At 68.4% G+C, this 25,167-nt stretch carries 22 protein-coding genes; 20 read left to right on the forward strand and 2 right to left on the reverse strand.

The features are described 5' to 3' along the window. Window positions 1-34 precede the first annotated feature (34 nt). The 15 genes from G3I17_RS01520 (at window position 35) to G3I17_RS40310 (ending at window position 16,553) form a co-directional block, all read left to right on the forward strand. Window positions 35-457 (forward strand): DUF948 domain-containing protein, encoded by a 423-nt coding sequence (locus G3I17_RS01520; protein WP_164593150.1) that lies wholly within the window; start codon window positions 35-37, stop codon window positions 455-457. Beyond that, window positions 454-708: a DUF6167 family protein gene (locus tag G3I17_RS01525; RefSeq protein WP_164593153.1), complete on the forward strand. Its 255-nt coding sequence runs from the start codon at window positions 454-456 to the stop codon at window positions 706-708. Before G3I17_RS01520 ends, G3I17_RS01525 begins: the two co-directional genes overlap by 4 nt. A 5-nt stretch (window positions 709-713) precedes the next feature. Then, window positions 714-3,383: an alanine--tRNA ligase gene (gene alaS / locus G3I17_RS01530; RefSeq protein WP_164593155.1), complete on the forward strand. Its 2,670-nt coding sequence runs from the start codon at window positions 714-716 to the stop codon at window positions 3,381-3,383. A gap of 58 nt (window positions 3,384-3,441) precedes the next feature. Further along, entirely contained in the window at window positions 3,442-3,918 is a 477-nt protein-coding gene (gene ruvX, locus G3I17_RS01535; RefSeq protein ID WP_164594132.1) for a Holliday junction resolvase RuvX, read from the forward strand. After that, on the forward strand, window positions 3,915-5,129 hold the full coding sequence (gene mltG, locus G3I17_RS01540; RefSeq protein WP_164593157.1) for an endolytic transglycosylase MltG: 1,215 nt from the start codon (window positions 3,915-3,917) through the stop codon (window positions 5,127-5,129). Before ruvX ends, mltG begins: the two co-directional genes overlap by 4 nt. Window positions 5,130-5,148: 19 nt before the next feature. Continuing rightward, window positions 5,149-5,973, forward strand: coding sequence for a shikimate dehydrogenase (locus tag G3I17_RS01545; RefSeq protein WP_164593159.1), 825 nt, complete (start codon window positions 5,149-5,151; stop codon window positions 5,971-5,973). Then, window positions 5,954-7,414, forward strand: coding sequence for an FAD-binding oxidoreductase (locus G3I17_RS01550; protein ID WP_164593161.1), 1,461 nt, complete (start codon window positions 5,954-5,956; stop codon window positions 7,412-7,414). The genes G3I17_RS01545 and G3I17_RS01550 overlap by 20 nt, the downstream gene beginning before the upstream one ends. Before the next feature lie 30 nt (window positions 7,415-7,444). After that, a complete protein-coding gene (locus tag G3I17_RS01555) occupies window positions 7,445-8,482 on the forward strand; it encodes a DUF2330 domain-containing protein (protein WP_164593163.1) in 1,038 nt (345 codons plus the stop codon). Between the two features lie 90 nt (window positions 8,483-8,572). Then, entirely contained in the window at window positions 8,573-9,079 is a 507-nt protein-coding gene (locus tag G3I17_RS01560; protein ID WP_164593165.1) for a hypothetical protein, read from the forward strand. Window positions 9,080-9,150: 71 nt separating this feature from the next. Further along, window positions 9,151-9,870: an A24 family peptidase gene (locus G3I17_RS01565; protein WP_203589592.1), complete on the forward strand. Its 720-nt coding sequence runs from the start codon at window positions 9,151-9,153 to the stop codon at window positions 9,868-9,870. A 371-nt stretch (window positions 9,871-10,241) separates the two neighbouring features. After that, on the forward strand, window positions 10,242-10,454 hold the full coding sequence (locus G3I17_RS01570; protein WP_164593169.1) for a hypothetical protein: 213 nt from the start codon (window positions 10,242-10,244) through the stop codon (window positions 10,452-10,454). Between the two features lie 118 nt (window positions 10,455-10,572). After that, window positions 10,573-11,778 carry a chorismate synthase gene (gene aroC, locus G3I17_RS01575; protein ID WP_164593171.1) on the forward strand — a complete coding sequence of 402 codons (1,206 nt, stop codon included), beginning with the start codon at window positions 10,573-10,575 and terminating at the stop codon, window positions 11,776-11,778. A gap of 65 nt (window positions 11,779-11,843) precedes the next feature. Then, window positions 11,844-12,353, forward strand: a complete 510-nt coding sequence (locus G3I17_RS01580; protein WP_343238197.1) for a shikimate kinase — start codon at window positions 11,844-11,846, stop codon at window positions 12,351-12,353. Window positions 12,354-12,418: 65 nt separating this feature from the next. After that, window positions 12,419-13,519 carry a 3-dehydroquinate synthase gene (gene aroB / locus G3I17_RS01585; protein WP_164594135.1) on the forward strand — a complete coding sequence of 367 codons (1,101 nt, stop codon included), beginning with the start codon at window positions 12,419-12,421 and terminating at the stop codon, window positions 13,517-13,519. A gap of 616 nt (window positions 13,520-14,135) precedes the next feature. Beyond that, window positions 14,136-16,553, forward strand: coding sequence for a site-specific integrase (locus G3I17_RS40310; protein ID WP_239062088.1), 2,418 nt, complete (start codon window positions 14,136-14,138; stop codon window positions 16,551-16,553). 374 nt (window positions 16,554-16,927) lie between these two features. Here G3I17_RS40310 and G3I17_RS01595 read toward each other — a convergent pair whose 3' ends face one another. Further along, a complete protein-coding gene (locus tag G3I17_RS01595; RefSeq protein ID WP_164593175.1) occupies window positions 16,928-17,899 on the reverse strand; it encodes a hypothetical protein in 972 nt (323 codons plus the stop codon). Window positions 17,900-18,288: 389 nt separating this feature from the next. Here G3I17_RS01595 and G3I17_RS01600 point away from each other — a divergent pair, with 389 nt between their 5' ends. The 4 genes from G3I17_RS01600 (at window position 18,289) to G3I17_RS01615 (ending at window position 22,000) form a co-directional block, all read left to right on the forward strand. Then, the gene (locus G3I17_RS01600; RefSeq protein WP_164593178.1) at window positions 18,289-18,696 is read left to right on the forward strand and encodes a metalloregulator ArsR/SmtB family transcription factor; all 408 of its coding nucleotides are present in this window, start codon (window positions 18,289-18,291) and stop codon (window positions 18,694-18,696) included. 1 nt (window position 18,697) lies between these two features. Then, the gene (locus G3I17_RS01605) at window positions 18,698-19,342 is read left to right on the forward strand and encodes an SRPBCC domain-containing protein (protein WP_203589593.1); all 645 of its coding nucleotides are present in this window, start codon (window positions 18,698-18,700) and stop codon (window positions 19,340-19,342) included. Between the two features lie 48 nt (window positions 19,343-19,390). Further along, entirely contained in the window at window positions 19,391-19,699 is a 309-nt protein-coding gene (locus G3I17_RS39635; RefSeq protein ID WP_203589594.1) for an SRPBCC family protein, read from the forward strand. Window positions 19,700-20,176: 477 nt separating this feature from the next. Further along, window positions 20,177-22,000 (forward strand): DUF222 domain-containing protein, encoded by a 1,824-nt coding sequence (locus tag G3I17_RS01615; protein ID WP_164593180.1) that lies wholly within the window; start codon window positions 20,177-20,179, stop codon window positions 21,998-22,000. A gap of 272 nt (window positions 22,001-22,272) precedes the next feature. On the opposite strand, the gene G3I17_RS01620 is transcribed toward G3I17_RS01615, so the two are convergent. Next, window positions 22,273-24,414, reverse strand: a complete 2,142-nt coding sequence (locus tag G3I17_RS01620) for an AAA family ATPase (RefSeq protein ID WP_164593184.1) — start codon at window positions 24,412-24,414, stop codon at window positions 22,273-22,275. A gap of 72 nt (window positions 24,415-24,486) precedes the next feature. Here G3I17_RS01620 and G3I17_RS01625 point away from each other — a divergent pair, with 72 nt between their 5' ends. Beyond that, window positions 24,487-25,119, forward strand: a complete 633-nt coding sequence (locus G3I17_RS01625) for a TetR family transcriptional regulator (protein WP_164593186.1) — start codon at window positions 24,487-24,489, stop codon at window positions 25,117-25,119. Window positions 25,120-25,167 lie beyond the last annotated feature (48 nt).

Consider the following 25,167-nt stretch of genomic DNA (forward strand, 5'->3'; position numbering starts at 1 on the left):
GACGGGGCAGACGAACGGAAGGTGGATCGTAACCATGAGCGTCGGTGAAGTCGCGGGGCTGATAGCGGCCTGCGCACTGCTCATCCTGGTAGGCCTGCTGGCCTATCCGATCCTGAAGCTCGGCAAGGTGTTCGACGAGACCCGGATCATGGTCAAGGGTGTCGCCGACTCCAGTGTGCCGCTGCTCGGCGAGGTGACCAACACGGTCGCGACGACGAACGCGCAGCTGGCGAAGGTCGACACGATCACCGACAACGCCACCACCGTGACAACCAATGCGGCCGCTCTCGCGTCTTTGTTCGCAGCGACCGCCGGCGGGCCGCTGGTCAAGGCGGCGGCCTTCACCTACGGCGTCCGCAAGGCGCTGGGCGAGAGCCAGCGCCGCGACGTGTCCCGCCGGGTGAAGGACGAGATGAAGGCCGAGCGCAAGGCGAAGAAGCGAGGTGACGTGCGATGAAGCGGATCCTGTGGCTGATCGTCGGCATCCTGGTCGGCGTCTACGCGGTGACCCGGCTGAAGAAGCGGGCCCAGCAGCTCGCGCCGGACAGCCTGCAGCAGTCGGCGGAGAAGGTGGCCAGCGCGATCCGGCACTTCGGCGACGAGGTACGGGCCGGAATGGCCGAGCGGGAGACCGAGCTGCGCGACGCACTCGGGATCGATACAGCAGCTGACCAGAACGATTCAACACAGCGTGAGGACTACCGGTAACACCCATGGATACCAGTGAAGTTCGCCGGCGGTTCCTGAACTACTTCGAAGAGCGCGACCACACGGTGGTGCCGAGCGCACCGCTGCCGTCGCCGGACCCGAACCTGCTGTTCAACGTGGCCGGGATGGCCCAGTTCGTGCCGTACTTCGTCGGCCAGCAGACCCCGCCGTACCCGCGCGCCACCAGCGTGCAGAAGTGCGTCCGGACCCTCGATATCGAGGAGGTCGGCAAGACCACCCGGCACGGCACGTTCTTCCAGATGAACGGCAACTTCTCCTTCGGCGACTACTTCAAGGAACAAGCCGTCCAGTACGCCTGGGAACTCGTCACCAAGCCGCAGAGCGAAGGCGGCTACGGTTTCGACGAGTCGGTCCTGTACGCCTCGGTGTACTACGAGGACGACGAGGCGATCGACATCTGGAAGCGGGTCGCCGGGCTGCCCGACGACCGGATCGTCCGGCTCGGGATGAAGGACAACTTCTGGTCGATGGGCATCCCGGGTCCGTGCGGCCCGTGCTCGGAGATCCTGATCGACCGCGGCCCGGAGTTCGGCGCGGACCGGGACTGGGAGGCGGGCGACCGCTACCTGGAGTTCTGGAACCTGGTCTTCATGCAGAACGTCCGCGGTGAGGGTGGCGGCAAGGAGGGCTACCCGATCATCGGCGAGCTGCCGAAGAAGAACATCGACACCGGTCTGGGCCTCGAGCGGGTCGCGTACCTGCTGCAGGGCGTCGACAACATGTACGAGATCGACGAGATCTTCCCGGTGATCGAGAAGGCCTCCGAGCTGAGCGGCCGCAAGTACGGCGCGGACCACGTCGACGACGTCCGCTTCCGGGTGATCGCGGACCACGTCCGCAGCGCGCTGATGCTGATCGGCGACGGCGTCACCCCGGGTAACGAGCAGGGCGGCTATGTACTACGCCGCCTGCTGCGGCGCTCGATCCGGTCGATGCGCCTGCTCGGCTACGAGGACCCGAGCCTGGTCGAGCTGCTGCCGACCAGCCTGGAGCAGATGAAGAAGTCGTACCCCGAACTGGAGGCCGACTTCCCTCGGATCAGCCAGATCGCGTACGCCGAGGAGGAGGCCTTCCGGCGGACCCTCACGGCCGGTACGAGCATCTTCGACCTCGCGGTGAAGAACCTGAAGGCCGACGGCGGCGCGCAACTGGCCGGAAACCAGGCTTTCCAACTGCACGACACGTATGGCTTCCCGATCGACCTGACCGTCGAGATGGCCGCCGAGCAGGGCCTGCAGGTGGACACCGACGGCTTCCGCTCGCTGATGAAGGAACAGCGCGAGCGGGCCAAGGCCGACGCGCGGGCCAAGAAGTCCGGCCACGCTGACACCTCGGGCTACCGTGAGCTGCGCGAGAAGGGCGTCACCGAGTTCACCGGGTACGACGAGCTGGCGACCGACTCGCAGGTTCGTGGGCTGCTGCGTGAAGGCGTGGTGGCCGGTTCGGCCGAGCAGGGCGAGACCGTCGAGGTCGTGCTCGAGAAGACGCCGTTCTACGCGGAGTCCGGCGGCCAGATCGCCGACGAGGGGCTGATCGTCGGCGACGGCGTCAAGCTGAAGGTGCTCGACGTCCAGCGCCCGGTCAAGGGTCTGATCGTGCACCGCGTCGAGGTGGTCGAGGGTGTCCTCCAGCCCGGCCAGGACGTGCACGCACAGGTGGACAAGGAGTGGCGCATCTCGGCCTGCCAGGCCCACTCGGGCACGCATGTCGTCCACGCCGCCCTGCGCCAGGTGCTCGGGCCGACCGCGTTGCAGAGCGGTTCGTACAACAAGCCGGGGTATCTGCGGCTCGACTTCGCGTGGTCGTCGGGGCTGGACCAGGCGACCCGGAGTGAGATCGAGGAAGTAGCGAACCTTGCCGTCCGGCAGGACCTGCCGGTCTCCGCGCAGTACATGTCGCTGCCCGAGGCCCGGGAGTGGGGTGCGCTGGCGCTGTTCGGCGAGACCTACGACGACTCCGTCCGCGTGGTGGAGATCGGCGGGCCCTGGTCTCGTGAGCTCTGTGGTGGCACGCACGTGAAGCACTCGTCGCAGGTCGGTGCGCTGACCGTGACGAGTGAGGCGTCGGTCGGTGCGGGGGTTCGCCGGCTCGAGGCGTTCGTCGGGATGGAGGCGCTGCACTACCTGGGTCGTGAGCGGGCGCTGGTGCGGCTGCTCTCGGAGAACCTGAAGACGCGTCCGGAGGAGCTGCCCGCGAAGGTGGCCGACCTGTCCGAGCGGCTGCGGGCCGCGGAGAAGGAGCTGGAGAAGATCCACGCCGGTCAGGTGCTGGCGGCCGGAGCCGAGCTGGCGAAGGCGCCCAAGGACGTCTTCGGTGTCGCCTACGTCGGTCACCGCGCCCCTGACGGCGTGAACGGCGGCGACCTGCGCAAGCTGGCCCTCGACGTCCGCGGCCGGATGCCGGCCGGCAAGCCGGCGGTGGTCGCTGTACTGAGCGTCAACGACGGCAAGCCCGGCGTAGTCATCGCCGTGAACGACATCGCCCGCGAGTGGCGCCTCAAGGCGGGCGACCTGGTCCGCACGGCCGCGGAGCAGCTCGGCGGCCGGGGCGGCGGCAAGGACGACGTGGCCCAAGGCGGCGGCACCGACCCCGCAGGCACCGAAAAGGCCCTGAGCGCCGTAGAACACGCCATCGGCCAACTGGTCACCGGCTGACCATGAGTCCCCGCCTTCGTCTCCCGCACTCCACGCGGCGCAGCCGCGTGGAGTGCGCCTGTGGTGGGGCACACTAGTGCGCCGGGGCGTACGGGTTGCGCTGGACATAGGTGACGCGAGGATCGGTGTGGCCACCTCGGACCCGAGCGGGATTCTTGCGACTCCGGTGGAGACGGTTCGGGCTGGAGCAGGGGCGCTGGAGCGGATTGTCGGTCTGGTGAGTGAGCTGGAGGCGTTCGAGGTCGTGGTTGGGTTGCCCCGGTCGTTATCAGGTGGGGAAGGTCCGGCCGCGGTCAAGATCCGGGCGACGACCGGGCAGCTCGCGGTACTGCTGGAGAAAGCTGGTTCGGAGGCGGAGGTACGGCTGGTGGACGAACGTTTCACCACGGTGACCGCCGAGCGGATGCTGCGGGAACGGGGTAAGAAGGGCTCCAAGCGGCGGGCCGTGGTCGACCAGGCCGCGGCGGTCGTGATTCTGCAACACGCGCTCGACTTCGAGCGTGAGACCGGCAACCCACCCGGGAGGCCCCTGTGAACGGAACATCGGTGAACGAAGACCTCGACAATCAAAGCGACGAGCAAACCGACGACTTCAGGGACGACCTCGGCCTGCGCACGGAGAGCCGGGTGGAACGCCGGGCGCACCGGCGCAAGACCCGCGTCCGGCGCGGCTTCGGCTGCTTCGCCGGCCTGATCTCGCTGCTCGTCGTCGGCGCGCTGGTCGGCGGGCTGATGGTCGGTTTCGGCAAGGGCCGCGACGCGGTGGAGAAGATCTTCGCCGCGCCCGACTACGAGGGATCCGGCAGCAGCAAGACCGTCACGGTCGAGATCACCTCCGGCCAGAGCTCGCAGTCGATCGCGGACACGCTGGAGAAGAAGGGCGTGGTGAAGAGCGCCAAGGCGTTCGAGCGGGTCGCCCGCGACGATCCACGGTCGAAGAAGATCCAGGCGAACACCTTCACGCTGAAGACCGAGATGTCGGCCAAGGCCGCGCTGGAGCTGATGCTCGACACGGCGAAGTCGGTGCTCGTCACTCGGTTCACGATCCCGCCGGCCCGGACGAAGGCCGAGATCGTCAACCTGCTGCAGAAGAGCAAGGCGGCCAAGCTGCCGGCCGGCGCCGCGCTGGCCGCGATGAACCGGCCGCAGACGCTCAAGCTGCCGTACTACGCGAAGAACAACCCGGAGGGCTTCCTGTTCCCCGGCAGCTACGACATCCCGAAGGAAGCGACCGCGAACACCGTCCTGCGGATGGCGACCGCCGGATTCATCAAGGCGTCGGCCGAGCTGAAGCTGACGGAGACCGCGAAGCGCAAGAAGATCGACCCGTACCAGGCGGTGATCGTGGCGAGCATCATCGGCGCCGAGACGAACCGGCCGGAGGACTACGCCAAGGTCGCCCGGGTCATCTACAACCGGCTGCAGCAGGGCCGCAAGCTGCAGATGGACTCCACCATCCACTACATCGTCGGGCGCGACGGCAAGATCTTTACCTCCGACGAGCAGCGCAACACGGAGTCGCCGTACAACACCTATCTCAACAAGGGGTTGCCGCCGACGCCGATCAACTCGCCGACCAAGGAGACCCTGCGGGCCGCGCTGAACGCGGCTCCGGGTAGCTGGCTGTACTTCACCCTGGTCAACCTCGACACCGGCGAGACCGCTTTCGCGAGCACCGGGGAGGAGCACCAGAAGAACGTGCAGAAGCTGCAGGCCTGGTGCGCGGCCCACACTGGCAGATGCTGATCTGGCAGGTGCTGAGCCGATGACCCGCTGTGCGGTGCTCGGGCAGCCGATCGCGCACTCACTGTCGCCGGCCATGCACCGGGCGGCGTACGCCGAGCTCGGGCTCGACTGGCGGTACGACGCGTTCGAGGTGGCCGAGGACGAGTTGCGTTCGTTCCTGAGCACGCTGGGTGACGACGTCCGCGGGCTGTCCCTGACGATGCCGTTGAAGCGCGTCGCGCTGGAGCTCGTCGACGTCGTCGATCCGGTCGCGGAGCTGATCGGCGCGGCGAACACGATGCTGTTCGAGTCCGACGGCTCACGCTCGGCGCACAACACCGACGTACCGGGGTTGGTGGCGGCCTTTGCGGAGCGGGGGATCACGGGCGCGGACACTGCCGTAGTACTGGGTGGGGGAGCGACTGCGGCTTCGACTCTTGCTGCGCTGCGGGGGTTGAAGGTCAGCGAGGTGACGCTGGTCGTGCGCGACCTGGCGAAGGCCGAGCGGTTGCTGGATCTCGCGGCCGAGCTGGGCTTCAGGACCTCGGTGACCGACTTCGGTCAGGTCGAGCAGATCGGCGGCTTCGACCTGTGCGTCTCGACCCTGCCCGGCGGCGCCGTCGACCAGTGGGCGGAGCACTTCGCCCAGGTGGCGCCGGTGGTCTTCGACGTGGCCTACCACCCGTGGCCGACGCAGCTGGCGATCGTGGCCCACCGGATCGGTACAGAGCTGTTGAACGGCCTTGATCTCCTCGTGCATCAGGCGACCCTTCAGGTCGAGATGATGACAGGAAGGCCGCACGCCCCCCTGGCGGCCATGAGAGCCGCTGCACGTGAGGAGTTGGATGAGCGTGACCCGAGTTGACCGCCGAACCGTACTGAAGGCAGGCGGAGCGCTGGCCGCGGCCGCGCTGACCAGCTCCCAGGTGCCGGCCGCCTTCGCCTCATCGAGGCTGGCCGCTGCGCCCAACTGGGCCGCGTTCCAGAAGAGCATCAAGGGCACCTTGTACCTCGCCGGGAAACCCGGATATCCGACCGTGCGCCAGCTCTTCAACCCGCGCTGGGACGCCACCAAGCCGGCCGCCGTGGTGCGTACCGCCAACGCGACCGACGTACAGACGGCGATCAACTTCGCCCGCAAGAACAAGGTCGTCTCGGTGCCGAAGAGCGGCGGGCACTCGTATGTCGGCGGTTCGACGGTCGGCAACGGCCTCGTCATCGACACCAGCGCGATGCGCTCGATGAGCTACTCGGGCAACGTGCTCACCGTCGGCGCCGGCGCCAAGCTGTACGACGTCCACGCGTTCCTCGACAAGTACGGCAAGTCCTTGCCGACCGGGACGTGTCCGACGGTCGGGATCGCGGGTCTCACCCTCGGCGGCGGCATGGGGGTGCACACGCGCGCCTTCGGCCTGACCTGCGACCGGATCCAGTCGTTGGGCGTGATCACCGCCGACGGCACGGCCCGCAACGTCAGCGCGACGGTCGATCCCGACCTGTTCTGGGCGCTGCGCGGCGGTGGTGGCGGCAACCTCGGCATCGTCACGTCGTTCAAGCTGATCACCATCCCGGCGACCAAGCTCGGCTTCTTCCGGCTCACCTGGCCGGAGTCGAAGGCCGCGGACGTCGTCCGTGGCTGGCAGAAGTTCGCCGTGGCGGCGCCGATCACCGCCTGGGGCAACCTGCACATCGATGCCAAGAGCAACGGAACGCTGCAGGTCCACGTACTCGGCTGCTCGACCACCGGCAACGGCGCGGCAGCTGCCGCGGAGCTGGAGTCGTACGTCGGGTCCAAGGCAACCACCCGCACCTTCGCGGTTCGCACGCACATGGAGTCGGTGAAGTACCTCGGAGGCGGCACGACGAGCCCGCGCCAGGGCTTCCTGGCGGGCTCCGACGTACTGAAGCCGATGACCGCCCCGACCATCACCGCCCTCCTGGGTGCGGTGAAGGCGGCAGCCCGCGTGAAGCTCCCCGCAGCAGCGATCCTCGATCCGCTGGGCGGCCAGGCGGCGAAGATCCCGTCAGGCGGATCGTCGTGGGGCTGGCGCTCCGCTGTCGGAGTTGTTCAGTGGTACACAGGGATGGCCGCGCACCCGACCTCGGCGCAGCTCAAGGCCGCCCAGACCTTCATCACCAACGGGCACCGCGCGGTCCGGCCGTCGACGCTCGGCGGGTATGTGAACTACGTGGAGACCGGGCGGTCGGTGAGCTCGTACTACGGCGCCAACTACGCCCGCCTGCAGACGGTCAAGAAGAAGTACGACCCGGCAAACTTCTTCCATACCGCGTACACGATCGCCTGATTCGCACCCGTGGCCGACTAGCCTTCGGCGATGAAGCTGTCGCGGTTGGTCGCGGGTGTGCTGGTGTTCGCCTTCCTGGGGGCCGGTATGGCGCCTGCCTGGGCTTGTGCCTGTGGTGGGTACCTGCCGGACGCGGAGTCACGCGCGCGGGTGTTCGGTGAGACCGCGCTGGTCCGCTACGACAGCGGCCAGGAGGAGATCGTGCTGTCGATGTCCGTCCAGGGCCAGTCGCGGAAGGCTGCCTGGATCATGCCCGTCCCGGCCGCCGCGACGGTCGAACTGGGGGACAGCGACCTGTTCTGGCGTTTGCGGTCGATCACCAGCCCGAAGACCGTGACCCGCAAGACGTACTGGCCGTTCCGCGATCTGGGGATCAGGGGCGGCCGCGGCGACAGTGCTGGTGCGCCCACGGCCGGCGGTGGTGTGGATGTGCGCCAGGAGATGCGACTCGGTCCGTTCCAGGTAGCGCGCCTCGGCGGTTCGAGTGGTGCCGCGGTGACCGACTGGCTGCGCGCCAACGGGTACGTCGCACCGGCGAGTCTGGCCGGCAACCTGACGCCGTACCTGACCGAGAAGTGGGAGATCGTCGCGGTCAAGCTCGCGCCGAAGGACGACGGCACCCCGATGACGGGCTCGACCCCGCCGCTGCGGTTGCGGTTCGCCTCACCGCGGATCGTCTATCCGATGCGGCTGAGCAAAGGGGCGACGACGGCTCAGACGGTCACCGTGTACGTCGCGGCGCCGTACCGGGTGGATGTGTCGAAGCTGCCCGACCCCGAGGTGAAGCCGGAGTTGCTGTACGCCGGACGGGTGGCCGGCGAGAGTGCGCCGCAACTGGCCGGGCCGACGACGTTCCTGACGGCGTACTCGGTGACGTACCGCGAACCGGGCCGGATCACCGACGACTTCGGCTTCACCCGGGCGGCCAACGACGACGCGTTCCAGCGGGTTCACTACGTCACCGAGAACGACGGTCTCTGGAGCACCGTCGCGGTGGTGCTCGGTGGCCTGCTGCTGATCGGCTGTGCCGCTGCTCTGGTCGTGCGCAGGGCGGTGAAGCGCTCGTGAGATCCCGGTGAGATGCGGCCCGGTCATGGTTGGTCCGAAGGATCCCGTGTTGGGGCAACAGGACCGAAATTCTCTTGGGGGAAGACCAGAATGAAGACCAGGGCAACTCTCGCTGTGCTGATTCTCGGCGGACTGACGCTGCTGAGCGGTTGCGGCGACAAGGACACCTCGAACGCACCGGCACCGGCGCCGACCACCAAGGCGACCAGCCAGCCGGAGACCACCACCGACCCGGAGTCCGAGGACACGTCGACGCCGACGCCGGAGCCGGAGTCGGAGGAGACCACCAAGGCGACCGGCTCGGACCAGGAGTTCTGCGCGACGCTGCTGGACAAGGCGCAGGCCCTGAACCCCGGCAAGGACATCAACGAGCTCACGGACGACCAGAAGGAGACGATGGTCTCCACGCTCAAGGATCTGGCCGACAGTGCTCCCGCCGGGGTCAAGGCGCCGCTGACGACGATGGCGTCGATCTACGCGGGCGTGGCCGACGGCAAGACCAAGATCACCGACGAGGCCGAGATGAAGAAGGTCGCCGAGGCGACGATGAAGTACACCGAGTGGACCGTCACGCACTGCGCGCCGCCGGGCTCGTAACCAGGTTGGTATCCACAGGCAGGCTCGACCGGGAGACCTGGACATCGAGAGATCGTCTAGGCTCCTGGATCGTGCCGGCTGACAACGCGTTGCTCGCCGCAGGGGCCGGGGTGGTGCTCTGCGGCACCGCCGCGTTCACGCTCGGCCCGCTGGTGATGCGACGGATCCCGGAGCCCGTGCTCGAAGAGGGCGACAGCAAGATCCGGTACGCCGAGATCGCCGGGCAAGGCGTCGGCACCAGGGCGGCGTACTGGTGTGGCGCGACGGGGGCGGTCGCGGGCGGGCTGCTCGGGTGGGCGCTGGGGACGTCGGCCGGGCTGGCCGCGTGGCTGATCCTGGCGGTCGTGGGATCGGTGCTGGGGTACATCGACGCCCGGACGAAGTACCTGCCGTCAGCGATCATCTGGCCGTCGTACCTGCTCGTCGGGCTGGCGTTGGTGGCCGGTGCCTTGCAGACGGCGGAATGGGGGTCGCTGCTGCGGGCCGCGATCGCGGGCGTGGTCGGGTTCGGGGTGTTCGACCTGCTCTATCGGGTGTTCCCGCGAGGCGTCGGCTACGGTGACGTCCGGCTGTCCGGGTTGCTGAGCATCGCCTTGGGATGGCTCGGCTGGGGTGAGCTCGTGGTCGGGCTGTACGGCGGGTTCTTCCTCGGCGCGGTGATCGGGATCGTGCTGACGGCGGTGAAGGTGTTCAAACGCAAGCAGCTGTTCCCGTTCGGGCCGTTCATGCTCGTCGGCGCGCTGATCGGCGCACTGGCGGGTCAGCCGTTGGAGCGCCTCTACCTAGGCTGATCGGTGGACCAGCCTGACCGGCTGCCAATGACCCGGCCGGGACGCCGGGCCTGACCCTCGGGGGACGGGCCGGACGTCCCGGCCGTACGGCCCGGATCAGCCCTTCGACGGTGAACAACGTCATCTGGGTGTCGTCGGTGACGTCCCGGCCGGCCACCCGGGGCCGCCGGCAACGAACTCCCGAACCCGTTCGGGGTGCGCGGCAACGATCGACGGACCATCGGTGAACTCCACCGGCCCACCCAGCGCATCCCCGAGCATAACCGTGGTGGCGCTAGCACTACCCATAGACGGGTCCCAAGGCCAGTTCGTTCCGCCTCGCCGGCTCATAGCGTCGTACCTACCGAATACGGACCTACGAGGAGGACGACATGACCACCAAGCTGCGCCGCACCATCGCCAGGGCGGCCGCCGCGGGCCTGGCCACCGTCGTACTGGCTGGTGCCGCCGCCGCGGGTGCCGCCGCGGCAGTACCGCAAGACGAGAACGCCTGCCACGCAAACCCGGTGGCAAAGGCCCTGGACGTCGCCCTCTCCGTCCGCAGCGCTCTCGACCCCGACCGCGCCACTACCTGCCAGTCGTAGAGCCCGGCCGGCCAGGAGTTGTTGGAGGGCTGGGCGGTCGCCACCTGGCAGGAGGCGGTCACCGACGGATGGCGAGACTGCTTCCGGGCCGGCAGTGGCGGCATGGGAGGATTGCGGCATGCTGCGCTGGCTCACCGCCGGCGAGTCGCACGGACAAGCGCTCGTCGCCGTACTCGAAGGTCTCCCCGCAGGCGTCCAGGTCACCACGGATGACGTGGCCGACGCCTTGGCTCGTCGTCGTCTCGGTTACGGCCGTGGCGCCCGGATGAAGTTCGAGCGGGACGAGGTGACGTTCCTCGGTGGCTTCCGGCACGGGCTCTCGCTCGGCAGCCCGGTCGCGATCCAGGTCGGCAACACCGAGTGGCCGAAGTGGGAGCAGGTGATGGCCGCCGATCCCGTCGACCCCGAGATCCTGGCCGACCTCGCCCGGAACGCGCCACTGACCCGCCCGAGGCCCGGCCACGCCGACCTCGCCGGCATGCAGAAGTACGGCTTCGACGAGGCCCGTCCGGTGCTGGAGCGGGCGAGTGCGCGCGAGACCGCTGCCCGGGTCGCGCTCGGCGAGGTCGCGGCCAGGTTCCTGAAGCAGGCGTACGGCGTGACGATCGTCAGCCACGTCGTCGAGCTGGGCACCGTCAAGGCGCCGTACGGCGTGGTCCCGTCGGCCGACGACGTCGCCCGGCTGGACGCAGACCCGGTCCGCTGTCTGGACCCGGACGCGAGCAAGCAGATGGTCGCCGAGATCGACCAGGCGCAGAAGGCCGGTGACACCCTCGGCGGCGTCGTCGAGGTGATCGTCAACGGACTCCCGCCGGGCCTCGGCAGCTACGTGCACTGGGACCGCCGGCTCGACTCCAAGCTGGCCGGCGCGCTGATGGGCATCCAGGCGATCAAGGGCGTCGAGCTCGGCGACGGCTTCGAGCTGGCTCGCACGCCGGGGTCGAAGGCGCACGACGAGATCGTCGCGGAGAACGGCGAGGTACGTCGTACCAGCGGCCGCTCGGGTGGGACAGAGGGCGGCATGAGCACCGGCGAGACGCTGCGCGTGCGGGCGGCGATGAAGCCGATCGCGACCGTGCCGCGCGCGTTGCGGACGATCGACACCGCCACCGGTGAGGCGGCGGCCGCACACCACCAGCGCTCCGACGTCTGCGCCGTACCGGCCGCGGGGATCGTCGCCGAGGCGATGGTCGCGCTCGTGCTGGCCGACGTGTCGGTGGAGAAGTTCGGTGGCGACTCGGTGGGCGAGACCTCGCGCAACCACAAGAGCTACCTGGCGAGCCTGCCGAGCACGATCGCCCCGCGCGAGTGGGGTGACGAGTGAGCGACCCCACGCCTGACACCAGCCCAGTACCTGGCACCGACCCGGCCGGTACGGACGCAGCCGGCATCGGTTCGCGAGGACCGTTCGTCGTGCTGATCGGGCCGCCGGGTTCGGGCAAGTCGACGGTCGCCGAGCTGCTCGCCGCGAAGCTCGGCAAGCCCCATCGCGACACCGACACGGACGTCGAGAACGCAGCGGGCAAGCCGATCTCGGACATCTTCGTCGACTCCGGCGAGCCCGCGTTCCGGGCGCTGGAGCGGGCCGCGATCGTGGCCGCGCTGCGCGCCGACGACGTTGTGCTGTCGCTGGGCGGCGGCGCCATCGTCGACGCCGACACGCGCGCCGACCTGGCCGGTCACAACGTCGTCTTCCTCGACGTGTCGGTCGGTGAAGCGGCCAAGCGCGTCGGTCTCGGCGTCGCCCGGCCGCTGCTCCTCGGCAACGTCCGGACCCAGCTGAAGAACCTGATGGACGCGCGCCGGCCGCTGTACGCCGAGGCCGCCAAGCACACGGTGATCACCGACGGCCGGGCGCCGCAGGAGATCGCCGACGAGATCCTGGAGCAGCTCGGATGACTGCCCGGCCCGAGCAAGGCCAGCCCGAGCAGACCTTGGCCGAGCAGACCCAGCCCGAGCAGACCCTGGCTGGGCAGGCGCGCCGGATCCAGGTCGCCGCGGCGGCGCCGTACGACGTTGTCATCGGCAACAATCTGCTCGGCGAACTGCCCGGCCTGCTGGGAGCCGACGTCCGCCGGGTCGCCGTGATCCACCCGCGCGCGTTGCGTACCAGCGGCGACGCGATCCGTGACGACCTGGTCGCGGGCGGCTTCACCGCGCACGCGATCGAGATCCCGGACGCCGAAGAGGCCAAGTCCGCCGAGGTGCTCGCGTACTGCTGGTCGGTGCTCGGCCAAGCGGGCTTCACCCGGTCCGACGCGATCGTGTCGATCGGTGGCGGGACGACGACCGACCTGGCCGGCTTCGTCGCCGCGACCTGGTTGCGCGGCGTCAAGGTGGTGCACATCCCGACGACGCTGCTCGGCATGGTCGACGCCGCCGTCGGTGGCAAGACCGGGATCAACACGGCCGAGGGCAAGAACCTCGTCGGTGCGTTCTGGGAGCCGGCCGGTGTCCTGTGCGATCTGGCCGCGCTGGAAACCCTGCCCCGCAACGATTACGTGAGCGGCTTGGCCGAGGTCGTGAAGTGCGGATTCATCGCCGACCCGACGATCCTCGAGCTGGTGGAGGCGGATCCGGAGGGCTCCGCGTCACCGGCGTACAAGCACACCGAGGAGCTGATCGCCCGCTCCATCCAGGTCAAGGCCGATACGGTCGGCGCGGATCTGCGGGAGAAGACGACGGTCGCCGGTGGGCAGATCGGGCGCGAGGCGCTCAACTACGGGCACACGCTCGGGCACGCGATCGAGCGGGTCGAGCGCTACAAGTGGCGTCACGGCGCCGCTATCAGCATCGGGATGGTGTTCGTCGCTGAGCTCGCCCGGGCAGCGGGCAAGCTCGACGACGCGACGGCCGACCGGCACCGCGCAGTACTGGAATCACTGGGGCTGCCAGTGAAGTACCGCGCGGACGCCTGGCCGCATCTGCAGGACGCGATGAAACTGGACAAGAAGACCCGCGCCGACCGGCTCCGCTTCGTGATCCTCGACGCCCTCGCCAAGCCCACGATCCTCGAAGCCCCCGACCCGGGCCTCCTCGTCGCGGCCTACGCCGAGGTCAGCTGACGAAGCAGTCGCTCGGTTGGTCAGTTGACTGCACTAACAACCGTTCCAGGTTGGTTGGTCGACTGTGCGTTCGTGTTGATCTGCGGCGTGGTCGCTGGAGAGTTTCGTTCGTACGGTGAGCTGCTGGAGGGTCGGGTCGCGCTGCCGCGGGTCGGTGCTGTGGTCGCGAGTGGTCTGGCGTCGCTGCCGTGGGTGGTGGTCGACGCGGCCGGACGGGAGGTTGATCCGGCGAGCCGATATCTGCGGGATCTCGCGTTGGGGGATGCGAGCCCGTCGACGGGGCGAAGCTACGCGCACGACCTGCTGCGTTGGTTCCGGCTGTTGTGGCTGGTCGACGTCGGTTGGGAGCAGGCGACCGAGGCGGAGGCGGCCGCGATGGTGGGCTGGCTGCGGGCGGCACCAAACCCACAGCGCAAGCGTGCCGACTCGGGCGTGGTGAACGCCCTCACAGGGAAGCCGACGCTGGCGGCGGGATATGCGCCGTCGACGATCGCGCACGCGCTGACGGTGGTGCACGGGTTCTATGAGTACCACCGTCACTACGGGCGGGGTCCGTTGGTGATTCCGGTGCCGCAGAGCCCAGATCGCCGTACGCGGCTAGCGCACCGGTCTCCGCTTGAGGAGCCGCTCCCGGTTCGTCGGAGCCGGCTGCGCCCGAAGCTGCGGAGCCGGACGCCTCGGGCTGCGCCTGGAGGACGTCGACTGGGCAGCGGGCAAGATCTGGGTGATCAGCAAGGGCACCCGAGCGCACGAGCCGGTGCCGGTGTCACCGGAGGCGCTGGCCTATCTGGCGGCGTATCTGGGCGAAGCGGGTCTGCCGGTGCCTGGGCAGCCGTTGTGGCGCACGCGCCGCGGACCGTCGCGGCCGTTGACGTACTGGGCGCTGCGGCAGGTGATGGCCCGGGCGAACGAGGTGCTGGGGACGAACTGGACGCTGCACGACCTGCGGCATACCGCCGCGACCCGGATGGCGAGGGATCCGCAGCTGACCTTGGTGGAGGTGCAGACGATCCTGCGGCATGCACATGTGACGACGACAGCGCAGTACACGGTGGTGGCCTTGGAGGACCTGATGGATCGGCTTGCCGAGCACTACGCGCGGCCGCGGGTGGAGCCGCGCTGGGACCTGCTGAGCGAGCTGGAGAAGGCGCCGGGCGAGACCTGGCAGCAGCGGTGGGAAGCGCTCGGCTTCAACGACGGCATGCTGGTGCCGGCCGACCTAGTCGACGGGAAGAAGGAACGGGGCCGGTTGACGTCGGGCACCCGGATGTTGTTCTGTCTGCGGGTCGTCCAGCCTTCTCTCAAGGCACTTCGTGCGGCGAAGTATCCGTACCTTGCCGAGCACCTGCGCCGAGCGGCCAACGATCCGCTGCTGGACAGGTTCTTCGTCTACGTCCGTGAGTCCGGCGCCCGCGACTTCATGCAGCGGGCCGCGCTGATCGACGTCTCCCAATGCCTGATCGCGTTCGGCCTGAGCCTGGGCGATCTGACGCCCGGGATCTTGCTGCACTACGCGCTGGCCCACCGGGAGGCCAACGGCTACCGGCACACCCCGGTCGCGGGCGCGACCTGGCAACTGCTGCGGGCGATGGGCGTCTTCCCGCCCTCGGCGCCGCACTCGCTGAAGGCCGCGCTGCGGCAAGGGCAGCTCACCATCGAGCAGCTGGTCGACCGGGACCGTCCTACGACGCCCGGCGTCCGCGAGGTGTTCATCGAATACCTGCGCCGGCGCGCTGTCGGCCTGGATTACAACACTCTCAGCCAGCTGGCCCACCTGCTCACGCAGTTGTTCTGGAGCAACGTCGAGAAGGTCAATCCGGGGCAGGTCGGGCTGCATCTGAGCGAGGAGACCTACCAGCAGTGGAAACAGTCGATCAGCCTGCTGCCCAGCGGCGGGCGGCGGCTGAACATGCTCAACGTCTTACTGCGGATCCGCTCGTTCTACCTCGACCTGCAGTCCTGGGCCTACGACGACCCGGCGTTATGGGGCCAGTGGGTCGCGCCGTGTCCCGTCCGAGAGGCAGAGGTCCGGCGGACGCACGTCGCCCGGCGCCGGATCAACGAGCGGATGGCCGACCGCACCCGGATCCGGCAACCACTACTGCCACTTCTGGTCGACCACGTCGCCAACCAGTGGTTGCACTACCGCGACCTTCTCGCCGCGACCCAAGCCGTCGGCTTGGGGGAGCACTTCACCTACGCCGGCGCCCAGTGGCAGCGCACCGCCAGCGAGAACGACCGCCGCTACGTTCAGCGCGGTGAGGCCTACAGGCTCCGGGCGGTGAACCGCCACACCGGCGAACTCGTCAACGTCTCACTAGAGGAGGAGGGCGCGTTCTTCGACTGGGCGATGGTCGAGATCATGCGCCACGCCGGCCTGCGGATCGAAGAGCTGCTGGAGCTGACCCACCTCAGCGTCCGCAACTACCAGCGCACCAACGGCGAGGTGATCGCGCTCCTGGTCATCGCCCCGTCGAAAGCCGACCGCGAGCGCGTCATTCCGATGTCGGCCGAGCTATTCCACGCGATCGCCCAGGTCATCAAGCGGCACCGCACTCAGCACGGCACCGTCCCCCTGGCCCACAGCTACGACCCCTACGAACTAGTCTGGAAGGCCTCGCTGCCCTACCTGTTCCAGCGGATCAACGGCCTGCACCGCTCGGCAATGACGCCCACGACGATCCGGCGTCGCCTGCAGTGGTGTTGCGCCGAGCTCGCGAAGACCCACCCAGAGTTCGAGGGGGTGAGCTTCGCGCCGCACGACTTCCGTCGGCTGTTCGCGACCGAGCTGGTCAACTCCGGCCTCCCGATCCACATCGGCGCCGCGCTGCTCGGTCACCTCAGCATCGAAACCACCCGCGGCTACGTCGCGGTCTTCGACGACACCGTCGTTCTGCACTACCAGCAGTTCCTCGAACGGCGCCGCGAGCTCGAAGGCATCGACCTCACGCTCACCTTCCTACGCAGCAAACGCACCCAGACCCGCCGAGCCGTCAGCCTCGGCATGCCCACGCTGCCGGACAAGGTGCGCTGACCGGCCTAAGGTTGTCCGATACGTCAAACAATCAGGCAGGAAGGCCATCCAGTGACTGTGCTACGGACAGGCCGCGGTCAGCCCCTATGTCCCCGGGGAGGGGTCGCGGTTCGTCGGCGTCATCGGCAATGGTCGCCGCAATGCGATGTCCAGGGCACTCGGCTGTCGTTCTACTACGAGGAGTCGGGTTACTTCGACCGTCTCCCACCGCTGAGTCGCCAGGTCCGACGGCCCCGCACAGAGCACGATGACTAGATGGCTGGACGCAATGACACCGCCAGCCGGCGATCCTCGAACGCGACCGCATTGGAAAGGCCGGGACCTTCGAGCTCGCTGAGGACAGCCACGCAGAGTACGAACAGCCTCAGGGGCCCTCAGCGTCGGCCAGTAGCAAGCGGCCGGAGTTGGGCGTTCAGAGCGGCGCGGGTAAACGAACGCAGCAGCACCGTCTGATCCGAGTATTCGAGGAATCTCGGGCAGGTGTCCTGGCCAACAGACGTGCCTGGGAGGGTGAAGGTGGCGACTTTCTGGCCGGTGAGAGCGGTGCGGACCACCACCTGGTAGGTCGTTTCGCGAACCGGGAAGACCAGCGGGTCGGAGTGATCGCTGCAGTTCACTCGCCCGACGGTTGCGCCTGGGACAGCCGTGAGGCACGCAACCAGCTGGACGCGCTTCTTGTCGACCTGATCGTTTGGTGCAGCGTCCCACTCCTGCGGCACGAAAGGTTCGACCGTTGCTATGTTCGGCGGAAACGACCGGAAGAGCGCGATCGGATGGGGCGCGTGACCGCGGTACTGCGGGGCCGCCGGGCTGACCACATAGCGTTGGGGTTTCTCGCACGCCAGCTGGAGAGACGGCGCTTCGAGACCGCTCCTTGGAGCGGCGAGAGGTATGGCCGCTGCGCCTGGCCGCGCGGTGCAGGGTGACGTGAAGGTCAAATCGACCTGGTCCCCGAAGCGCCGGGTCAGTACGGCCGTGAACCCGTCCGCGGTCCGACCCTGGACAGTTCGTACATCGTCAGCGGTCTGTTCAGTGACGCTGAAGCCATTGCCGCTCAGCCAGTTCCGGATCGGCTCGAACTGCGGAAGAGCAGTCTCGGTGTTGGTTGTGAGCGATGCTTGCCAAGTCCGGCCGCCGCCCGGGCAAGTTGTTGCCTCCCAAGGTCCGACCGTCCGCGCCGCCGGGGCCACCTCGTCGGTCACTCGCTCGAGATCGGCCTTCAGTCGTGCGACGGCGTCCTGCTGCCGAAATTGGGGAGCGGTATCGCTGCCGTCCTTGTCCGGTGCGCAGGAAGGCACCAGCACCACGGCCGTGAGGAGCGCAGCAGCCGCTCGAAGACCCGTCACTCAACCATCCTCGCACCCCAGGGCAGCAGGTCCTCGGAACGGCCTGAACCGGCCAGGTTTGCAGTGTTACCCCAGTCGGCACCCCGCTGACGCGCTCCGTAGCCCGCGGTCAATCGGGGTCATTGCTCACTCGTGCCGCCGAGCTAGTGCAGAGAAGGTCAGTTAACTGCACTAACGAGTGTGCTGGGTTGGTTGGACGGGGCGCCGTTCGTGATGATCTGCGGCGTGATTGCTGGGGAGCTTCGTCCGTACGGTGAACTGTTGGAGGGGCGTGTAGTTCTGCCTCGGATCGGTGCTGTGGTCGCTGGTGCACACGAACTCCAAGCCGAACGTGCCGTCAGGACACCATCCCTGGCTTATATAAGTGGAAGCCGGTATGATTCCGGTTCATGCACGCGTTCGACATCCTCGGCGACCCTCGACGCCGGCGCATTCTGGAGCTGCTCGCCGACGGTGAACAGACCTCTGGCGCGATCACGGACGTGATCCGGGCCGAGTTCGCAATCTCCCAGCCGGCTGTCTCACAGCATCTGCGCGTGCTGCGTGACAGTGGGTTCGCATCGGTGCGGGCTGAGGGCGCTCGCCGGCTCTACTCCGTCGAGCCCGCGCCGCTGAGCGAGGTCGACGCATGGCTGGACCGGTTTGGCCGGTTTTGGGAACAACGCCTCGACGCCCTGGAAACCGAGCTGGCCCGGGGCGGGCGCGCAGCTCGGACCCCGGCCGGTGGGGAGCCCACCCCACCAGCCGAGTCCGGCATCGATGCGGACAAGGCCGATCCATCAGCGAAGGGAACATGACATGAAAGACGTATTGGACGAACTGGCCGCCGCACGCCGGGCAATGGGCAAGGGCAGCGTGCCCGCCGGCGACGCGTACACCATCGAGGTGCGGCGGCGATACGTTGCGCAGATCGACGACGTCTGGGATGCCCTTACCAGCCCCGAGCGGCTGCAACGCTGGTTGAAACCGGTCACCGGGGATCTGCGGCTAGGCGGGAAGTTCGAGTTGGACGGTGGCGAGCACGGCGAGATCCTCCGGTGCGAGCCGCCGCGTCTGCTCAAGGTGTCCTGGCTCTACGGGCCGGACGCCGACGCTTGGCCCGGCACGAGCGAGGTGGAAGTGCGCCTGGCCCCGGGCCCGACCGGCGACACCGAATTCGAGCTGATTCACGCAGCGGTCGTCGGGGAGCCCCTCTTCCCGACCTACGGCCCCGGTGCCGGCGGCGTTGGCTGGGATCTGGCTCTCCTCGCCCTGGCCCGGCTGTTGTCCGATGGCGAGACCGCCAACCACGAGGGGGTCCAGAAGTCGCCCGAAGGACGCGAGTTCATCCGGCGCAGCGCCGCGGCCTGGGGAAAGGCTCACCTGGCCGCCGGTGGTGAACCGGAGCACGTCGCGGCCGCAGTCGAGGCCACCACCAAGTTCTACGCACCCGACCCGACCTGACGAGCGGCGCAACCGCATGTTGTCCCACTCCTAGAAGGAATCCGCGCCATGAAGTACACCAACTCGATCGAGATCGCCCTGCCGCGGGAGAGGGTGGCCCAGCTGCTCGCCGACCCGGCACACCTACCGAAGTGGCTGCGGGGCCTGGTACTGCACGAGCCGCTGAGTGGGATACACGGGCAGCTCGGTACCAAGTCGCGGGTCGTGATGCAGTCTGGGCAGCGGAAGATCGAACTCACCGAAACGATCACCCGCCGGGAGCCGGCAGACCTGCACGGGATCCCCAAGGGATCGTCGTTCACTTCGACCGCGAGATCGTCGGCGCAGGCATCTGGAGCGTCGCCCGCGATCGGCTGACCGAAGCCAATCCGGACACGACGCTTTGGGAGACCGAGAGCGAGTACCGGTTCAGCGGTCTGCTGATGCGACTTGTGGGGCTACTCATGCCCAGCACCTTCCACAAGCAGTCGCAACAGCACATGCAGGATTTCAAGGCGTTCGCCGAACAGGGGAAGGACGTCCGCGAAGGGAAAAACTGATCTGCAATCAGCAACGAAATCTCCGACGGACGCGATCGCGGGCTCCCCTTCCGGGCGCCTTCACGACACAGGTCGGAGCTGATCCTCGGGTCTCTACGTCCGCCCCAGCCTCTACGTCCGCAGCTCCACCACGATGGTTGCCAACTGCCATCCAGTGCTGCTCACGAAGTGTAACTAGGACGCAGAAGGTGTCCTCAGAGGTCCACGCATACCCTACTGGATCGCCTTGAGAGTAAGAGAGTTCGGACTACTGCGCGATTTGCAACCCGTGCCAACTCAGCGTAATGTCGAACACATGTTCGAGTCGCTTGATGTCAGTGAGTACACGGCCCGGGAGACGCTGTCCTCGGTCGGCGAACTGCACGTCCAGCGCAACTGGATCGATGTCGAGATCCTGCGCCATGCCCTGCACTTCGCCGACCTCCACCCGGGCACGGCCACTGTCTCCGATCACGAACTGGTTCCCGGCGGCGAACAGAGCCGGGTCTACGGCGGCTCCGGCTGCCCGAGCGTCGCCGAATTCGCCGTCGCCGAGTTCGGTGTGATGATCGGCCGCTCCACCGCCTCGGCCGCCAAATACATGGGCCAGGCCCTCGCGTTGCGCCACCGGCTCCCGAGGATCTGGGCCCAGGTCGATTCAGGCCACGCCACTGCGTGGAAGGCGTGCAATATCGCGACGGCCTGCATGGACCTGTCCGAAGAAGCCGCCGGTCTGGTCGACCGCCGCGTCGCGGACATCGTCGACACGCTGAGCCCGCTGCGCCTGCACAACATCGTCAAGGCCGCCCTGTGGGAAGCAGACCCGGTCACCGCCCGCGCCCAGGCGGAGGAGAAGGCCCGCGAACGCGGAGTCTGGGTCGGCCGCACCGACAACCACGGCACCACCACGCTATTCATCAAAGCTCCCACCGGCACTGTCGTCCGCATTGAAGCCACCATCAACCAGATCGCCAACGCCCTCGCCGCGCTCGGCGACACCTCCCCGATCCACGAACGCCGAGTCCGAGCCCTCGACATCCTCGCCGATCCCGCCCTAGCCACCGAACTCCTCCACCTCACCCACCACCTCACCACTCACGAACCCACCACCCCTTCCACCGCCAACGAGCCGACCGCTCCCGCGACGCCCGTCTCGCCGGTTGTTGTCGAGCCGACCGCTCCCGCGATCTCCACCCCGCCCGCTGGGCCTGCCTCACCCACCGCACCTGCTACTGCCTCGCCCGACGCCAACGCCGACGCGGATGTCGATGCGTCCGGCCCACCTGCTACGCCTGGCCCGCCCGACGCGCCCGACGCGCCCGACGCGCCCGACGCGCCCGCGCCGAATGCGCTCGCGCCTCCCGCGGCCTCGCCCGGTGAACCAGTCGACGTGCCGTCTGCGACGCCTTCAGCAGCTACAGCGACGCAGGAGCTGCAGCCAGACTCGCAAGCGGATTCGCCGGTGGAGCGCTGGCCGTGGGACGCGGCGACTGATACCAGCGAGCCTCACGCATCCAGCGAGTCCGACCTGTCCGGCGAGCCCGGCGAGCCCAGCGAGCCCGGCGAGTCTGGGGCGTCCGGTCTGGACAGTGCGGCGCGGCGGGAGTTGATCGGGAAGCTGGCCGGCCTCAAGTCGGCAGGGCGGCGGCAGGGCAACGGCACGATGCTCTATCTGCACCTCACCGACGAGACGCTGTTCTCCGGTGAGGGTGTCGCCCGTATCGAGGGATTCGGTCCGGTGCTGGTGACCCGGCTGGAAGAACTGATCGGCCACGGCCAGGTGATCGTGAAGCCGGTCATCGACCTCAAGGAACGGCTGGCCGTTGACGCCTATGAGATCCCGCAGCGGATCCGGGAACGCATCAAGCTCCGGTACCCCGCCGAACAGTTCGTCTACGGCACCGGTGACAGCAGCCGCGCCGTCGATCTCGACCACATCGAACCGTTCAGACCGGACGGTCCACGAGAACAATCGAATACCGACAACCTCATTCCGCTGCGGCGATTCAGCCACCGGATGAAGACGCACGGCGGCTGGCGGGTACGCCGCCTGAACGACGACGCCCTCGAATGGACCACCCGCTACGGCTTCAAGTTCATCGTCGACCACCGCGGAACCCGCCCAGCCGACCGGCCGTGAACGGACAGCCGGGGAGCCGGACAGCCGGGGAGCTTCTTCCCCTCCACCGAGACCAGCGAGCGAGCAGTGTTCAGTGCTGTTTGGTCGAGTGGACGGGGACGCGAAGAAGGCCCGTCAGCTGATCCTGGTCGACTGGCGGCAACTGTGCCGATGAAAGTTCTCGGTCAGAGCGGACTTCTCGGCGGACCGCAGTCGCTCCCGCAAGTCCCGGTCCGAGCTGCCCCGCTGCCCCGCTGCCCCGCTGCCCCGCTGACCCGCGCAGTCTCGGGACCTCAGGTGCCGGTTCTGTCCAGTTCGGGCGGCAGGTCGCGGGAGTGCAGGACTTCCAGCCGGGACACCGCCCGGGTCAGCACGACATAGAGCCGGTTGAGGCCACGGGACTCGGCCTCGACGATCGCGGCGGGCTCGATCACGATCACGTGGTCGTACTCCAGACCCTTCGCGATCGTCGCCGGCACGACCGCGACCCGGCCGTCGCCATCCGCCTCGATCGTGTCGATGCCGTCCAGGTGCAGCGCGCGGCGGAGATCGTCGGTCGCGTCGTCGGCAGCGATGACGCCGATCGAGCCTTCCTCCTTCAAAGCAGCCCGTACCGCGTCCGTGCACGCTCTGGCGAGATCGGCCGTCCGCTGGACCGTCAACCGGCCGTCGGAGCGGAACGATCTGGTCGGGGGGACGTCGACGCCGAGCCCGTCGAGGAGGCGGTTGGCCAGCTCGACGACGGCGGCGGGGACCCGGTAGCCGGTGGTCAGGGCGATCACCTGGCTGTCGGGCTTGCCGAGATGGCCGAGTTGCTCCGGCCAGTCGCGCGCGGCCCAGGGCGTCGTACCTTGTGCGAGGTCGCCGAGCACGGTGATCGAGCCGTGTTCGCTGCGGCGGGCGATCGCTCGGCATTGCATGGGGGAGAGGTCCTGGGCTTCGTCGATGATCACGTGGCCGTAGGTCTGACCGCGCTCGAGGAGAGCGCTCGCTTCGTCCAGCAGGACTGCGTCGGCGGCTGTCCAGAGAGCGCTCTTCGCCCGCGGTTTGTGATGGGGCCTGGCCCGTTTCCAGCTGATGGCTGCTTGTTCGTCCTCGGTGAGGAGTTGGTCGGCGGCTGCGGCGAGCGCGGTGCGGTCGCTCAGGAGTTCGGCGAGCAGTTCGTCGACTTTGACGGCCGGCCAGACCGCGTCGACTGCTGGGCTCACCGCGCGGCCCATCTTGCGGAGCCAGTTGCCGTTGCAGTTCTGCCCGCGGGCCTCGGCTTGTCGCTGCAGGGCGGCGACCAGGCGGGAGATCACGCGCTCCCGGCCGAGCAGATACGCCGTCGCCTCCTGCTGTGCGTCGTCGACCATCTGCTCGAACCCGCACTGGTTCACCCGCCACCGATACGACGAGTCCGGTACGACGACCGCGTCGGCGGGCGGGCGAATCCGGTCGTAGAGCGCTCTCCGGAGCACCTCGGCCATCCGCGCATCGTGCTTCACCCGCGCCGCCGCAGGCTCGTCCGTACTGCGAATCGGGTGCTGCTCGCCGGTCAGCAGCTCTTCGATCGTCGTCTGCTCGACGTCCACCTCGCCGAGCGTGGGAAGTACTGCGGAGATGTAGTGCAGGAAGGCCCGGTTGGGCCCGAGCACCAGGACCCCGTTGCGCTGCAGCCGCGCACGATGCACATACAACAGATGCGCCGCCCGATGCAGCCCGACCGCGGTCTTCCCGGTCCCCGGAGCCCCTTGCACACAAAGCGATTCGTCCAGCTCGGCCCTGACCAGCAGGTCCTGCTCCGGCTGAATCGTCGCCACGATATCCCGCATCGGCCCCACCCGAGGCCGCTCGATCTCCGCCCGCAAAATCCCCACGAGCCCCCCACCCACCCCACCTTCCGTACCCACACGGTGGTCCGCGCCCGGCGTTCCCACTCCACCGTTCGAGCCCACTCCACCGTCCGCGCTAGGCGCGCCCACCCCGCCTTCCGTGGCCGCAGGGTGTGGGGGGTGGGTGAGGTGTTCGTCTTCGTAGCCGGTGAGGGTTTCTGTGGACCAGCCGAAGCGGCGGCGGGTGGTGATACCGCGGGGGTCTGTCGGGCTCGCGCGGTAGAAGGAGGTCGAGACCGGGGCTCGCCAGTCGATGACCAGGGGTGGGCGGCCGATGGCATCTGAGATGTGTCGTCGGCCCAGGTAGTAGGTCTGGTTGCTGTGCTCGCCGGCGGTTTCGTCCGTGCCGTAGCCGATCAGACCGAAGAACGGCGGTCCGGTGCCTTCGTCGCCGAGCTCCTGGGCGAGGCTCTTCAGGTAGTAGCCGAGGCGCTCGGCCGTGTACCGGTCGCCCCAGGTCAGCTCACCGACGACCACGTTCTCACGGGCGCCCGTGATCATCGCCTGCAGCGCGACGCGGCAGCGCTCGGCGTACTCGCGTTCCTCGTCCAGTCCTCGCATCCACCCCACCGATTCAGAAAAGTTAACTCGGTTAATTGTTTGACCAGGTTAACACTTTGCTATCGTCGGTGCATGGCCGGACTGCGGGACCGTAAGAAGCGGCAGACCCACGACGCGCTCTCCCAGGCGGCGATCGAGTTGTTCCTGGAGCGTGGGTTCGACGAGGTGTCGGTGGCGGACATCGCGGCGGCCGCGGACGTCTCCAAGCCGACGCTGTTCAAGTACTTCGCCACCAAGCAGGACCTCGCGGTGCACCGCTTCGCCGACCACGCCGGCGAAGCCGCCCGCGTCGCCTCCGCGGCCCGCGCCGCGGCGGCCGGCCCAGCCAGCCTGGCCGGCCCGGTTGACGTGGCTGGTGCGGTGGCGGCGTTGCGGGAGCACTTTGTCGATGGGCTTAGGCGCCGGGACCCGGTTACCGGGCTCAACGACACCCCAGGTGTGCTCGCCTACCACCGCCTCGTCTTCACCACTCCGGCTCTGGCGACCCGGGTGCACCAATTCATCGCGGCCGACCAGGCAGCCCTGGCGGATGTATTGGGCAACGGCCTCGCCGGGGAGCTGGCCGCCGCCGACCTGATCTCGACCCAGCAGGTGCTGTCCCGCCGCAACTGGGCCGCTCTGAGCGCTGGGATCACCGCCGACACGCAGTACCGGACGGCGGTCGCCGAGGCCAAGCAGGCCTACGGCCGCCTGATCCGTCCTTGACCCACACGAGGACCCACGCGAGCAGCACCCGGCTCGCGGTCGGCCTGT

The sequence above is a fragment of the Streptomyces sp. SID13031 genome, from assembly GCF_010548305.1.
Classification (GTDB): Bacteria; Actinomycetota; Actinomycetes; order Propionibacteriales; family Kribbellaceae; genus Kribbella.

Bases quoted from the DNA above. Each gene is read 5' to 3' on its own strand.
- G3I17_RS01520 (WP_164593150.1), top strand. From the start codon at position 35: ATGAGCGTCGGTGAAGTCGCGGGGCTGATAGCGGCCTGCGCACTGCTC.
- G3I17_RS01525 (WP_164593153.1), top strand. From the start codon at position 454: ATGAAGCGGATCCTGTGGCTGATCGTCGGCATCCTGGTCGGCGTCTAC.
- alaS (WP_164593155.1), top strand. From the start codon at position 714: ATGGATACCAGTGAAGTTCGCCGGCGGTTCCTGAACTACTTCGAAGAG.
- G3I17_RS01545 (WP_164593159.1), top strand. From the start codon at position 5,149: ATGACCCGCTGTGCGGTGCTCGGGCAGCCGATCGCGCACTCACTGTCG.
- G3I17_RS01550 (WP_164593161.1), top strand. From the start codon at position 5,954: ATGAGCGTGACCCGAGTTGACCGCCGAACCGTACTGAAGGCAGGCGGA.
- G3I17_RS01555 (WP_164593163.1), top strand. From the start codon at position 7,445: ATGAAGCTGTCGCGGTTGGTCGCGGGTGTGCTGGTGTTCGCCTTCCTG.
- G3I17_RS01560 (WP_164593165.1), top strand. From the start codon at position 8,573: ATGAAGACCAGGGCAACTCTCGCTGTGCTGATTCTCGGCGGACTGACG.
- G3I17_RS01570 (WP_164593169.1), top strand. From the start codon at position 10,242: ATGACCACCAAGCTGCGCCGCACCATCGCCAGGGCGGCCGCCGCGGGC.
- aroC (WP_164593171.1), top strand. From the start codon at position 10,573: ATGCTGCGCTGGCTCACCGCCGGCGAGTCGCACGGACAAGCGCTCGTC.
- G3I17_RS01600 (WP_164593178.1), top strand. From the start codon at position 18,289: ATGCACGCGTTCGACATCCTCGGCGACCCTCGACGCCGGCGCATTCTG.
- G3I17_RS01605 (WP_203589593.1), top strand. From the start codon at position 18,698: ATGAAAGACGTATTGGACGAACTGGCCGCCGCACGCCGGGCAATGGGC.
- G3I17_RS39635 (WP_203589594.1), top strand. From the start codon at position 19,391: ATGAAGTACACCAACTCGATCGAGATCGCCCTGCCGCGGGAGAGGGTG.
- G3I17_RS01615 (WP_164593180.1), top strand. From the start codon at position 20,177: ATGTTCGAGTCGCTTGATGTCAGTGAGTACACGGCCCGGGAGACGCTG.
- G3I17_RS01620 (WP_164593184.1), bottom strand. From the start codon at position 24,414: ATGCGAGGACTGGACGAGGAACGCGAGTACGCCGAGCGCTGCCGCGTC.
- G3I17_RS01625 (WP_164593186.1), top strand. From the start codon at position 24,487: ATGGCCGGACTGCGGGACCGTAAGAAGCGGCAGACCCACGACGCGCTC.